Source organism: Clostridium tagluense, from assembly GCF_003865095.1.
Taxonomy (GTDB): domain Bacteria; phylum Bacillota; class Clostridia; order Clostridiales; family Clostridiaceae; genus Clostridium_AD; species Clostridium_AD tagluense.
On sequence record NZ_BHYK01000030.1, the window covers coordinates 15,729 to 29,605 of the forward strand.

Below are 13,877 nucleotides of genomic sequence, written 5' to 3' on the forward strand. Positions count from 1 at the left end.
AAATTAAAGGAAGCCCTAAGTGGCTTCCTTTAATTTTTTAATCTAATTTGTTTAAAGTATTATTTAATTCCGTATAACTCAGCTAATTTATCAAAAGCTGGTAGTGAATTTTGTATTTTTTCATAAGATATACAGTAAGCGAGCCTTGCATGTCCTGGGCATTCAAATGCTGACCCTGGTACTATTAATAAATTAAATTGTTTTGCCTCCTCACAGAATTTTTTATCATCTGCTATTGGTGTTTTAATAAATAAATAAAAGGCCCCTTGTGGTTTTACACATTTAAAACCTATTTTTGTAAGATGATTGTATAAAACATCTCTATTGGACTTATATATATTGACATCAACTTTAGTCTCCAGGCAATTTGCAATAACCCTCTGGAATAGCGATGGTGCATTTACAAAGCCTAAAATTCTATTGGCCACATTTAAGGATGCCATTATATCTTCAAAGGAATCCATCTTAGTATTAGCAACCACATACCCTATTCTCTCCCCTGGAAGTGATAATGATTTACTATATGAATATCCAATAAATGAATTTTTATAGTATTTTAAAATATATGGAACAAAAGCATTGTCATAAACTATTTCTCTATATGGTTCATCAGATATTAGATATATGCTTGTACCTAGTTCTTCCTCCTTTTCACAAAGTAATTTTGCTAAGTCTTGTATAACTTTTTCTGAATATACAGTACCTGTGGGGTTATTTGGAGAGTTCATAATAATTGCCTTTGTTTTGTTATTTATTTTATCTTTTAATACTTTCATATCAGGTTCAAAAGTATTAATATCCGTAGAAACTACTACAAGTTTACCATCAAAATTATTTACATAGTTTCTGTATTCACCAAAAAATGGTGCAAACACAATTACTTCATCCTCAGGGTTAAGTAATGTTTTAAGCAAAATATTTAATCCTCCAGCTGCTCCACAGGTCATAACTATATTACTGGAATTAATATCTATATTATGTTCTTTATTTATAAATTGTGCTATTTTAGATCTAACATCTTCATATCCAGAATTATTCATATAGCCATGTACAAGTTTAGATGTCGTTTCATTTAATATTTTATTAATTTCATTTTTAATACTTTCAGGTGGTTCAACATTTGGATTACCCAAGCTATAGTCGAAAACGTTTTCTTCTCCATGAATCGCAGATAATCTTTTGCCTTCCTCAAACATAGCTCTTATTATAGAACTATTAGCAACTAATTTTTTCATCTTATTAGATATCATTTCAAGTCTCCTTTTATGTTTTGGTAAACATGGTTAATTTAGTATCAAATTCTATAATTAAGTATATCATAAAAAGGTTAATTTGTTTGAAGATTCTAAAAAAAACATTAATTTTAAAGAATAATTTAACCTTGTTTTCATTATTTTGTGGTATATTATTGATATAAGTAAATGATGTAAATATAAATTAAGGTGGTTGAATATATGAATGAAACTATAAATTTATTAAAAGCTCACAAATCCATAAGAAAATGAAAAAATAAAAACCATTATAGAATGTGCACAAAGTGCCTCAACTTCTAGTTTTATTCAAGCTTATACAATCATAAGTGTTGTGGATAAGTCTAAACGGAAAAATATAGCGCATCTTTCAGGAGATCAAAGTTATGTAGAAGAGTGTCCATTATTTTTAGTTTTCTGCGCTGATTTGAATCGTACCAAAACATCCTGTGAAATCAACCATAAAACTATGGCAGAGGGATACACAGAAACTTTTATTTTAGCTACTGTGGATGCTACTCTTGCTGCTCAAAATGCTTTAATTGCTGCTGAATCACTAGGACTAGGTGGAGTTTATATAGGTGGTATAAGAAATAACCCCACAGAAATATGTAAAATTTTAAATACACCTTCTGGAGTATACCCCGTATTTGGAATGTGCCTGGGTTATCCAGATGATTCACCAGATATAAAAGCAAGGTTACCACTAGACGTTATATTTAAAACGGATGAGTATAATATAGATGGTGATGCTAAAAAAGTAGAAGAATACGATGCACAGGTTAGTGCGTATTATAAAAAAAGAACTAATGGAAAAAGATCAGACACCTGGACAAACCAAGTATCTGATCTAATGGACAAACCTCAACGACCACATATGAAAGATTTTTTAAATGGACAAGGCTTTGAAATGAAATAAGTTAAAATAATTATTTTTTAAATAATTCTACAAAATTTATATTACTAGGTGGGCATTCTCTAACGGGAATGTCTATTCTACTAATTGCATCCTTAATTTTTCACTTAATCCTATTTCAACCATTCAGGTTCTTCTCTTATAATCGGTCTTATACCATACTTTTCATCAAAGTCTTTTAAAATATTTTTCCTAGTTTCTGAGGATGATTTAATATTAGAAATTAAATCCTTTGATATACCATAGGTAAATGGGCAATTAGCTATACATATCCCACAATCTGTTCCTAAACTCCTCCATCTTCTGTAACACTCCTCAGGATTTATCTTCCACCTTAATACGCCTTGCTCTTCTGCCATTTCAGTCTTAGATATCGATTTCCCTGGGCATGTCTTTGCACATCTTCCACAATCCAAGCAAAATTCTTTAACGCCAAAATCTTCTGGTGCATCTGGTACAATAGGTATATCTGTGGTTACTACTCCCAGTCTAACACAAGCTCCATCTTCTTTAGTTATAAGTAGACCATTTCTTCCAAACTCGCCGAGGCCTGCATCTCTTGCTACAAGTTGCGCTATAACTAAATAGTTCCCATCCATATGATTTCTAGCATCATACCCTAGTTCCCTAATATAATATGAAAGTATCATTCCAATAGTGGCTGATTCCACATATCCTTTTGTAACCGCTATGGATTCTGGAAGCTTTGGTGCTCTCATAATCATTTCTTTATCCATAGCTACTGCAAAAACAATTCCATACTTATGTTTTCTATTAATTTCTTCACCATAATTTTCTTCATGTCTTCCCCTGTGAGAATAGTAATGATACTCTTTCATTTCTGTTATGCCAACTAATTTTGCATTATAAAACTTAGCTAATCCTTTGATTTTTTCTGTTATAGCAACTGGGTCAATGTCAGCTTTATTTTGTGCTATTTCGCCTTCGCTAAATTTTCTTATATCGTATAAATATTTAAAGGAGGCGTCTACCATAGGCGAATTTATTCTATTAAACATCACAGAACCTTGCCCTCCCATGGATGGTAAACTTCTCAATGAATCATCCACTTCCTTTAAATCTGGTTTTTTACTATAATAATCATTATAATTTTCGCTTCCTTCAATGTAATTCATTCTTGCAAACATTGTATCTCTTTCATCGAAACTTTTCATATATTTTTCTCCTTTGATGTTTTTTATAAGTATCTTAAACTCAAACATTAATCTATTTTTCCAGCTAAGTTATCGCTTCCAATAGGAAAAAATTTGTCCTGGCTTTATAACTATACCATTTAATTTTATTATATTTATATAATTCAATAATTATCCTTCACAAATTATTCGAAAAATAAAAAACCCTGAGATATTCTCAGAGCTTCTTAACGATTCTTATTTATACTACTTTCTCTATGCTAATATACCCTCCTCAAGCATTTCTTTTACATGCGCAGCGTCCTTATCTCCTCTTCCTGAAAGATTTATTATTATAACTTTATCTTTTGTAAGTGAGGCTGCTAGATTTATACCATATGCAATTGCATGTGCACTTTCAATAGCAGGAATTATCCCTTCAACTCTTGAAAGCTCAAGTAGTGCTGTAATTGACTCTTTATCTGTTACGGATACATATTTTGCTCGTCCTGTATCTTTATAATAACAGTGCTCTGGTCCTACACCAGGATAGTCAAGACCTGCCGCTACTGAGTAAACAGGAAGTGGCTCTCCCTTTTCATCTTGAATGTTATAGCATTTGAATCCATGAATAATACCTACACTACCTTTTGTAAGTGAAGCTGCGTGCTCCTGGGTATCAAGACCCTTACCTGCTGGTTCAACGCCAATCATTTTTACATCTTTATCATTAAAGAATGGGTGGAATAACCCAATGGCATTGCTACCTCCACCTACACATGCAACTAAATAATCTGGAAGTCTACCCTCAGCTTGTATAATTTGTCTTCTTGCTTCAATGCCTATTATACTTTGAAACTCTCTAACCATAGTAGGGTATGGATGAGGACCTACTGCAGATCCTAAAAGATAGTAAGTATCCTTTTCATTTTCTACAAAATCATTTAGGGCAACATCTACGGCATCCTTTAATGTTGCAGTACCTGTTGTTACGGTTACAACCTTTGCCCCTAAAAGCTCCATTCTAAAAACATTAAGAGCTTGCCTTTTTGTATCAACCTCTCCCATATATATGGTGCAATCCATTCCAAACAATGCACAAACTGTAGCTGTTGCAACACCGTGCTGACCTGCTCCTGTCTCTGCTATTATACGGTTTTTACCCATTTTCTTTGCTAGCAGTGCTTGACCTATAGCATTATTTATTTTATGGGACCCAGTATGATTTAAATCTTCTCTTTTAAGATATATTTTTGCTCCGCCAAGTTTTTCACTTAATTTTTCCGCATAATATAATGGATTTTCTCTTCCTACATATTGTTTTTGATAATAGGCAAGTTCTTTCAAAAACTCCTCATCAAGTATACATTTGTAAAACTCCTCTTCAACAACTTTTAAAACCACTTTTAATATTTCTGGAACAAATGCTCCTCCAAATTTCCCAAAATAGCCAGTATTCTTTTCCATAATAAATCCTCCTCTTAATTTTAAATTTGCCTTGTTTTAAACGCAAAAAAGCCCCCTATGTGCTATAAACACATAGAGGGCGAACATTCTCGCGGTACCACCTCAAATTACCTTCTCAAAAACAAAGGTATCTCTCAGATACAGGAAATAAATCCGATATCATATCCATATAACGGTGGAAGCCGTGTCCCCTACTATTATTTCGGTTCCCTCTCGTAAGTCCATTCAAAGTGTTCTAAAATATCAGGCTCACACTATCCCTGTCTCGCTGTAATTCTCAAACAAATTTACTCTTCTTACTCATCGATTTATTTACTTTATACTATTTTAGTGTGAATCTTCAAAATTGTCAATAAAATTTACGGAGTTTTTCAGATTTATATCTTTTAAACCAACGCTCAATATGCTATAATAACTCAATAATAATTGTTATTTGCCAATTCCTTAAATATTTTATTATTTTATCTAAATGAAATAGAACTGTTTTCTTACAACTTTTAGTTTTTATTTAAAAGTAAAAAAGAAAGGCGATGATTTTATGAATAACAATACAAAAATATTTGTTAACTTACCAGTTAAAAATCTTACTAAATCCATGGATTTTTTTACTAAACTTGGTTTTACATTTAATCCTCAATTCACTAATAAAAATGCCACATGCATGAATGTTGGCGATAACATATTCATAATGTTATTAATTGAAAGATTTTTTAAAACATTTACAAATAAAGAAATATCTGATGCCAAAAAAAACACAGAAGTCATTGTGGCATTATCTGTTGATAGCAAGGAGAAAGTTGATAAAATTGTAAATAAAGCTCTGGCCGCTGGTGGAAAGACTTCCAATAAACCCAATGATCAAGGTTTTATGTATGGATGGAGTTTTCAGGATCTGGATGGTCATCTTTGGGAGATAATTTATATGGACAAAAATATAGACACTTAAGATAAATATCCAGTCACTAAAAAACAATAAAGCAAGAACCTGAGTATTCATTTCACTCAGGTTCTTGCTTTTTAATGTGTCGCTCAAATGAGTGCCCTGCATATCCCCATTAGATAGATAAACCATTTATTTCGCAAAGTGTATTAACAACAGAAAAAATTAATATAGCTGCTAAGTTTGCTGTAATATCATCTTGATCAAATCTTGGTGAAACTTCTGCAATGTCAAAGCTTACCACTTTATTTGATTTTAAAATGTATTTAACAAATTTTAGTACCCGTTCTGGATCTAGTCCAAGTGGCTGAGATGCACTTACCCCTGGAGCAAAAGCTGTAGAAAATACGTCTGAACATATAGTTATATATATATAATCTTTTAATTTTATGAAATCGTCAATTTTATTTATAACTTCACAATCATCTCCATCTATAATATCCTTTGCAAGCATGTATTTAGCTCCTAGTCTATCAGCCGTTTTAAAAAGATCTATAGTGTTACTGTGCTTTTGAACACCAATACACATATAAGAGTATTTAAGCTCTCTGTAGCTACAAATATCTGCTATTTGTCTAAACATTGTTCCGGAACTTCCTCCTTGTGTATAAGGTCTCAAATCAAAATGAGCATCAAAATTTACTATACCTATATTGGGCTTTTTACTTTTTTGTGATAAATAATTTAATATACCCATATAATTTCCAAAAGCAACTTCATGTCCGCCTCCCAAAACAATAGGAAACAGATTTAAGCTTAAAACCCTTTCTATTGCTTTAGATAAAATATCTTGGCTTTCCAAAAGCGTGCAATCTTCGCAAAATATATCTCCTGCATCAAAAAGTTTTACCTCTTGTAAAAAATTACATGGAAGCTTGGCTAATTCATTTCTTATACTTTGGGGACCCTTTGCTGCACCTATTCTTCCCCTGTTAAGCCTTACCCCTTCATCACAGCAAAAACCAATAAAAGCAAACCCAAGTTTTCCTGTGTATGCAACTAAATCAAGGCTTTTTAAATCTATTATATTTACACATTGATGCCATCTAAAGGCATCATAATTGGTTTCACTATCAGTTCTTCCCTGCCAAACTGCCTCATCTGTTTTTTTATAATTTTTTTCAAACATCCTATTTTTCCTCCTAAGTTTTCATATATTTATAATTAGAATACAATAGCAATCCATTTTAAAGTTCTCTATAACTTCTACCTATCATAAGGTAATAATGTTCCTTTTGCTTTTGTATATATATTTTATTCTACAAATTATATTAATAACCTTTATATAAAACTATTTTTTGAGTATCTTCCCATTGATTCAATTTAAATATTTGCAATTTGAGGAGTTTTTGTATAACATTAGTGCTATAATTAATATTTACAATGCTATTGTAATCAAAAATAAATAATCAGATATAGACAGTCTCTGTTGACTGATCAAAAAGGAGGCAAATTGTTATGAAAAATTTCGCAAGTGTTGAAAAAATCGGATTAAGAGATAAAGGAACAAAAAAACTTATCGTTGTATACCCATTCAAACCCCAGGGTACAGATGCTGAAATCGATAAAACTGTTAAAGACTGGTATTATAAACAAAGTTGCTCCGCTGAAGATGAAATTTTAACTTCCTACGTAGATTTTTTAACTGAAAATGAAATAAAAACACATAAATAATATATAAACAAAAACAGAGCCCACAAGTTGGACTCTGTTTTTTTGTGGGAATTTATCCACATAAAATAATTTTATCCTAAAATTATAGTTGCATTGGAAACTATAATGCTATATCATTAAATTAGTAGGGAATGCAACTAATTCTGGAGGTATAAATAAATGAATGAAAATAGAAACTCTGTGGCAAGATGGATTTCTCTTTTGCACAGGCATGGCCATGAATATGTGGGAAGGCAACTTAAGAAATATAATATTAATAAAGGTCAATATATTTTTTTAAATGCATTATATAAGAAAGATGGAATAAGGCAGGAAGAATTATCGGATTACCTTAAGATTGATAAAGGTACCACAGCAAAGGCTATTAAAAAGTTAGAGGATGATGAATATATCATTAGAATAGTAGATAAAAAAGATAAGAGAGCATATAATGTTTACCTTACTGATAAAGCGTTAAAAATAAAACCTACGGTAAGAAAAGCCATGATGGCTTGGACAGATATTTTATTCTTGGGATTTAGTGAAGAGGAAAAGGAAACTGCCTTAGTACTATTAGAAAGAATGGGTAAAAATGCCACCACCACAAATGATGCAGCACATTAGGAGATGATAATAATGCATATAGTCGCTTCTACTAAGAGATTTATTAACAATAACTTTCATGCTCTTACACATAAGAATTATAGATATTTTTGGCTTGGACAATGTGTTTCCTTAATAGGTACTTGGACACAAAACATAGGGCAATCTTGGCTAGTGCTTTCCATAACAGATTCTGCATTTTTGCTTGGTCTTGTTGGAACCCTGCAGTTTTTACCCGTAACTTTTTTCTCATTATTTGCTGGGGTAATAACAGATAAGTTTCCAAAGAAAAAAATACTGATTTTCACTCAGACAATATCTATGCTACTAGCTTTTATATTGTCTGGATTAGTATTTACACATACTGTGAAGTACGAATACATACTAGTTTTAGCGCTATGTCTTGGATTTTGCAATACACTAGATATGCCAACTAGGCAGGCTTTTAATATGGAAATTGTAGGAAAAGAAGATTTAATGAATGCCATTGCTTTAAATTCTGCTACTTTTAATTTAGCAAGAATTATTGGACCAGCTATTGGAGCTATGCTTATGGGATACCTTGGCGCGGGATGGTGTTTTTTGTTAAATGGTTTTAGCTTTATGGCAGTAATCTATGGGCTAGTTCACATTGAAGCAGTGGCTTATGTAAGAATGAAAAGTTCACAAGAAGGCATATTAAGGGAAATAGTGAATGGTCTTAAATATATAAAAAAGAATCCCATTTTATTAGAAACCTTGATATTAGTTAGTATTATGGGGATATTTGTTTTTAACTATAGTGTTTTAATACCTGTATTCACGAAAAATGTACTACATATGGATGCAAAAACCTATGGGATTTTATTGTCTGCCCTTGGTGCAGGTTCGCTTATTGGAGCAGTTCTTGTTTCCTTAAAAAGTAAAGGTGGTCCAAATAGAATTCTTATGATAGGTAGCTCTATTGCAATTGGCATAATGTTAATTGCCACGGGTATGAGCAATTTATATTATCTTACTGCACTAAGTTTAGCTATAACGGGCATATTTAATATGTTTTTTTCCACCACTGCCAATTCTATGCTGCAGCTAAATTCTAAAGATGAATACAGAGGAAGAGTAATGAGTGTATATTCCCTTGTGTTTGCTGGATTCACGCCTATTGGAAGTTTATTTTCAGGATTTGTAGCTGAGAAATACGGAGCTAGAGTTTGTTTCATATTATCAGGTATTTTTACAATAGTATTGATATTGTTACTTATCTCCTGGGTTAAACTTAGAAAAAAAGACACAAATATAGGAAAATAGACTGTATTTTTTTGAAAATCACTTTAAACAATTCCAATATTAATTAGATAATAAAAGCCCCTTATTTAGTCCATTAGGTCTAAATAAGGGGCTTAATAATTGATTTAAATAAACTTTTATTTACCCATTGCCTCTTCAACTGCAACCGCAACTGCAACTGAAGCTCCAACCATAGGGTTATTTCCCATACCTATAAGTCCCATCATTTCCACGTGAGCGGGTACTGATGAAGAACCTGCGAATTGTGCATCTGAATGCATTCTTCCCATAGTATCAGTCATTCCGTATGAAGCAGGACCTGCTGCCATATTGTCTGGATGAAGAGTTCTTCCAGTACCACCACCTGATGCAACTGAGAAGAATTTCTTACCTTGTTCTTGGCATTCTTTTTTATAAGTTCCAGCAACTGGGTGTTGGAATCTTGTTGGGTTTGTTGAGTTTCCTGTAATTGAAACGTCTACTCCCTCAAAATGCATTATTGAAACACCTTCACGTACATCATCTGATCCGTAGCATCTAACCTTAGATTTTTCACCTTTTGAAAAAGCTATTTCTTTAACTATATCTAATTTGCTAGTATAGTAATCAAATTTTGTTTGAACATATGTAAACCCATTAATCCTTGAAATTATATAAGCTGCATCTTTTCCAAGACCATTAAGTATTACTTTTAGTGGTTGTTTTCTTACTTTATTGGCAGCTCTTGCAAGGCCAATTGCTCCTTCAGCAGCTGCAAAGGATTCATGTCCAGCTAAAAATGCAAAGCATTTAGTTTCTTCGCGAAGAAGCATAGCTGCTAAATTACCATGTCCAATTCCAACTTTTCTATCATCAGCAACAGAACCTGGTATACAGAAACATTGAAGTCCTTCTCCTATATATACTGCCGCATCTGCCGCTTTTGTACAACCTTTTTTAATTGCTATAGCTGCCCCTACTGTATATGCCCAGCAAGCATTATCAAAAGCTATAGGCTGAATTCCTTTTACTATATCAAAAGCATCTATACCTTTTTCTTCACAAATTGTTCTTGCTTCTTCTAGCGAATTTATACCATATTTATTTAATACAGGTAATATCTGATTTATTCTTCTTTCAAAACTTTCAAATAAAGCCATTTAATTATTCCTCCTTCTTATATTATTGTTGTCTTGGGTCGATTACTTTTGCAGCTTCATCAAATCTACCATAACTTCCAGTAGCTTTTTCCATAGCCTCATTTGCATCCATACCTTTTTTAATCATGTCCATCATTTTTCCAAGTTGAACAAATTTATAACCTATTATCTCACTATTTTCATCTAATGCAATGTTAGTAACATAACCTTCAGCCATTTCTAAATATCTTGGACCCTTAGCAAGTGTTCCATACATTGTACCAACTTGACTTCTAAGACCCTTACCTAAGTCTTCAAGTCCAGCGCCTATTGGTAGTCCACCTTCAGAAAATGCAGTTTGAGTTCTTCCGTAAACAATTTGAAGGAATAACTCTCTCATAGCTGTATTTATTGCATCGCATACTAAATCTGTGTTTAATGCTTCCAAAATAGTTTTTCCTGGAAGTATTTCTGATGCCATTGCAGCTGAGTGAGTCATACCTGAACATCCTATTACCTCAACTAATGCTTCTTGTATTATGCCTTCTTTTACATTTAAAGTAAGCTTACAGGCACCTTGCTGCGGAGCACACCAGCCAATTCCGTGTGTTAAACCTGAGATATCTTTAATTTCTTTACTTTGTACCCATTTTCCTTCTTCAGGAATTGGTGCTGATCCATGATTAGGTCCTTTTGCAACACACATCATTTCTGAAACTTCTGTTGAATAAATCATAATATTATCTCCTTCCATATGTAGATGGTAATTTACTGTGCCTTAACACCCTTGGGAACTAATTCATCCCACTGGGACAGATTTTTAAAATACCTTACCAATTCTATTTTAACAAAAAAAACCTAACTTAACAATAGCATTAATACATTACAGAGTAATATCGCTGGAATAATATATATCCAGCGATATTACTTAGGAATTTAAATATAGTTATACTATTTTTATCTTTTACGAAGGTATTTTCTTATATCCACTGCAACTGCTGATACTATAATTACACCTTTTATTATCTGTTGCCAATATGGATTAATCCCTATAAACGTTAATCCGTAATTGATTACACTAAATATAAGTACACCTACTACAATTCCTGGTACAGTACCCACACCTCCAGATACCGACCACCCACCCACAACGCAGGCTGCAATCGCATCCAATTCATAACCATTACCATAATTATTTGTTGCCCCACCAGTTCTTGCTGCTTCAAGAACACCAGCTAGACCATAAAGCAGACCTGCAATTACATATATTTTTAATAGTGAATTTCGTACATTAATACCTGAAACAGTAGCAGCTTCCCTATTTCCACCTATAGCATATACATCTTTACCAAGCTTTGTCTTATTTAAAACCACATATATTATTACAGTAACCAGGGCTGCTATAATTACTATATATGGAATTCCTAAAAATGATCCTGTTCCAAGTGTAGCAAAATCACTCCTTAAACTACCTATAGGCTGTGACCTATTAGGCGCCATATCAAAATAAATTGAGTTTGCTCCATAAACAATAACCATTGTACCCAGGGTTGCTATAAATGGTGGTACATCAAACCTTGATACTATGAAACCATTTAAAAGTCCAACTATACCGCCTGCTATAACCCCTGCTAAAATAGGAATCATTATATTTAAATGACCTAAATTCGGATAAAACTTGCTTGTATACTCAGTAGCTTGAATCATTGAAGCGGATATAACTGCTGAAAGACCTACCACACGTCCTGCAGAAAGATCAGCTCCAGCAGTTAAAATCGCAAAACAAGCTCCCAGTGCTATAATTATTCTTGTTGAACTTTGAGTCAAAACATTAGCAAAACTACCCCATGAAATAAAACGTGGATCCTTTATTGCAATACCTATTATTAATACTATAAGTACCACATAAATAGCATTTTGCTTTAAAAAAGCCTGTATGTTTTTACTTTTTAACCTTTCCATTTACCTCTCCCCCTCACTATTCCATATACTTGCTAGCAAGTAGCATTACCTCTTCCTCTGTAGCTGTTTTCCCATCAATAATACCAGAAAGATGCCCCTCACACATTACCATTATTCTGTCAGACATACCCAAAAGTTCAGGCATTTCAGAAGATATCATTATAATACTTTTACCTTGATTTGCAAGTTCCGTAATAATTGTATAAATCTCGAATTTCGCACCTACGTCGATACCACGTGTTGGCTCATCAAGAATTAGTATATCTGGCTCTGTAAGAAGCCACCTAGCTAGTAATACCTTCTGCTGATTACCACCAGACAAATTTTGTATAAGTTCTTTAAATGAAGGTGTTTTTACGTTTAACTGTTTCATACTCTTAATCGAATCATTTTTTCTCATTTTATCGTCTAAAATTCCCATTTTATTCAGATATTTTGACTGGTTTGCCACCACCATATTTTCCATAACTGATAAAACTGGAAATATGCCTGTCGCCCTACGTTCCTCTGTAATTAGTGCCATATTATATTTTTTTGCATCAATTGGTGACTTAATACTAACTTGCTTATCATTTATAAAAAGCTTCCCGGATTGCAAGCTCCTAAGACCAAAAATTGCTTCCATAATCTCTGTTCTTTGAGCACCAACAAGACCTCCTACACCAAGTATTTCTCCCTTTCTTAGATTAAAAGAAACACCTTTGAAAGATCTTGGATAGGGAGATGTAAATCCTTCGATCCTAAGGATTTCGTCCCCAGGCACATTGCATCTCTCAGGAAATCTATTAGTCAAATCACGTCCTACCATTTTTTTAATTATCATATCAGTTGTAAGTTCACTAGCGTCCCAAGTGCCCATCATCTTCCCATCTCGCATTATAGATACTTCATCGGAGATTTTGAGGATTTCCTCCATCTTATGGGATATATAAATTATTGCGACTCCTTTTTTTTGTAAATCCCGAATTATTCTAAACAAATGTTCTACTTCGGTCTCAGAAAGAGATGACGTAGGCTCATCCATAATTATTACTTTTGCATCGTAGGAAACTGCCTTTGCTATTTCCATCTGTTGTACTATAGAAACAGATAAGTTCCCAACTATTGTATCTGGCTTAACATCAATTCCAAGATTTTTAAAAAGTTCCTGGGTATCCTTATACATTTTTTTCTCATCAACTAATTTAAAAGGTCCAATACCATACATTGGCAACCGTCCAAGCCACATATTTTCCATTACATTACGAAATTTAACAGGGTGAATTTCCTGATGAATCATTGCAATTCCTAGATTTAGAGCTTCTTTTGAATTGTTTGTTACTACCTTTTCACCATTTAAAAATATTTCTCCTGAATCCTGCGAGTATATACCGAAAAGGCATTTCATAAGTGTAGATTTACCCGCACCATTTTCACCCATTAGGGCATGTACCTTACCAGCACGCACTTTAAGAGTTACATCGTCTAATGCTTTTACACCAGGAAAGGTTTTGGATATATTATTTAACTCCAGCAAATAATTATCTTCCTTCATTGTAATGCCTCCTGTATACCTTAATGATGATTATT

General features: G+C 33.0%; 13 protein-coding genes and 1 other annotated feature. Of the genes, 5 read left to right on the forward strand and 8 right to left on the reverse strand.

What is annotated here, in order from left to right; translation table 11 throughout:
* Positions 1–59: 59 nt before the first annotated feature.
* A complete protein-coding gene (locus Ctaglu_RS19540) occupies positions 60–1,250 on the reverse strand; it encodes a pyridoxal phosphate-dependent aminotransferase (protein WP_125004859.1) in 1,191 nt (396 codons plus the stop codon).
* A 259-nt stretch (positions 1,251–1,509) separates the two neighbouring features.
* Here Ctaglu_RS19540 and nfsA point away from each other — a divergent pair, with 259 nt between their 5' ends.
* Entirely contained in the window at positions 1,510–2,169 is a 660-nt protein-coding gene (gene nfsA / locus Ctaglu_RS19545; RefSeq protein WP_207669505.1) for an oxygen-insensitive NADPH nitroreductase, read from the forward strand.
* Positions 2,170–2,279: 110 nt separating this feature from the next.
* Here nfsA and Ctaglu_RS19550 read toward each other — a convergent pair whose 3' ends face one another.
* Positions 2,280–3,341, reverse strand: a complete 1,062-nt coding sequence (locus Ctaglu_RS19550; RefSeq protein WP_185732837.1) for a 4Fe-4S dicluster domain-containing protein — start codon at positions 3,339–3,341, stop codon at positions 2,280–2,282.
* Between the two features lie 234 nt (positions 3,342–3,575).
* Positions 3,576–4,766, reverse strand: coding sequence for a tryptophan synthase subunit beta (gene trpB, locus Ctaglu_RS19555; protein ID WP_125004863.1), 1,191 nt, complete (start codon positions 4,764–4,766; stop codon positions 3,576–3,578).
* Between the two features lie 72 nt (positions 4,767–4,838).
* Positions 4,839–5,079 (reverse strand) — a binding site (T-box leader).
* A gap of 225 nt (positions 5,080–5,304) precedes the next feature.
* Between trpB and Ctaglu_RS19560 the strand changes: the two genes are divergently transcribed.
* The gene (locus Ctaglu_RS19560) at positions 5,305–5,712 is read left to right on the forward strand and encodes a VOC family protein (RefSeq protein ID WP_125004865.1); all 408 of its coding nucleotides are present in this window, start codon (positions 5,305–5,307) and stop codon (positions 5,710–5,712) included.
* A 109-nt stretch (positions 5,713–5,821) separates the two neighbouring features.
* Here the strand turns inward: Ctaglu_RS19560 and hutG are convergent, their stop codons facing one another.
* Positions 5,822–6,835 carry a formimidoylglutamase gene (gene hutG / locus Ctaglu_RS19565; RefSeq protein ID WP_125004867.1) on the reverse strand — a complete coding sequence of 338 codons (1,014 nt, stop codon included), beginning with the start codon at positions 6,833–6,835 and terminating at the stop codon, positions 5,822–5,824.
* 329 nt (positions 6,836–7,164) lie between these two features.
* On the opposite strand from hutG, the gene Ctaglu_RS19570 reads away from it, so the two are divergent.
* From Ctaglu_RS19570 to Ctaglu_RS19580, 3 genes are all read left to right on the forward strand, one after another.
* On the forward strand, positions 7,165–7,380 hold the full coding sequence (locus Ctaglu_RS19570) for a hypothetical protein (protein ID WP_125004869.1): 216 nt from the start codon (positions 7,165–7,167) through the stop codon (positions 7,378–7,380).
* A gap of 159 nt (positions 7,381–7,539) precedes the next feature.
* Positions 7,540–7,983: a MarR family winged helix-turn-helix transcriptional regulator gene (locus Ctaglu_RS19575; RefSeq protein ID WP_125004871.1), complete on the forward strand. Its 444-nt coding sequence runs from the start codon at positions 7,540–7,542 to the stop codon at positions 7,981–7,983.
* A gap of 12 nt (positions 7,984–7,995) precedes the next feature.
* Positions 7,996–9,249, forward strand: a complete 1,254-nt coding sequence (locus Ctaglu_RS19580; RefSeq protein ID WP_125004873.1) for an MFS transporter — start codon at positions 7,996–7,998, stop codon at positions 9,247–9,249.
* A 116-nt stretch (positions 9,250–9,365) separates the two neighbouring features.
* On the opposite strand, the gene Ctaglu_RS19585 is transcribed toward Ctaglu_RS19580, so the two are convergent.
* The 4 genes from Ctaglu_RS19585 to Ctaglu_RS19600 all read right to left on the reverse strand — a co-directional run bounded on the left by Ctaglu_RS19585 (position 9,366) and on the right by Ctaglu_RS19600 (position 13,842).
* On the reverse strand, positions 9,366–10,367 hold the full coding sequence (locus Ctaglu_RS19585; RefSeq protein ID WP_125004875.1) for a GGGtGRT protein: 1,002 nt from the start codon (positions 10,365–10,367) through the stop codon (positions 9,366–9,368).
* Between the two features lie 22 nt (positions 10,368–10,389).
* Complete coding sequence (locus tag Ctaglu_RS19590) at positions 10,390–11,082, reverse strand: iron-sulfur cluster assembly scaffold protein (protein WP_125004877.1); 693 nt, start codon at positions 11,080–11,082, stop codon at positions 10,390–10,392.
* 221 nt (positions 11,083–11,303) lie between these two features.
* Positions 11,304–12,308: a galactose/methyl galactoside ABC transporter permease MglC gene (gene mglC, locus Ctaglu_RS19595; protein WP_125004879.1), complete on the reverse strand. Its 1,005-nt coding sequence runs from the start codon at positions 12,306–12,308 to the stop codon at positions 11,304–11,306.
* A gap of 16 nt (positions 12,309–12,324) precedes the next feature.
* Positions 12,325–13,842: a sugar ABC transporter ATP-binding protein gene (locus Ctaglu_RS19600; RefSeq protein WP_125004881.1), complete on the reverse strand. Its 1,518-nt coding sequence runs from the start codon at positions 13,840–13,842 to the stop codon at positions 12,325–12,327.
* Between the last annotated feature and the right edge of the window lie 35 nt (positions 13,843–13,877).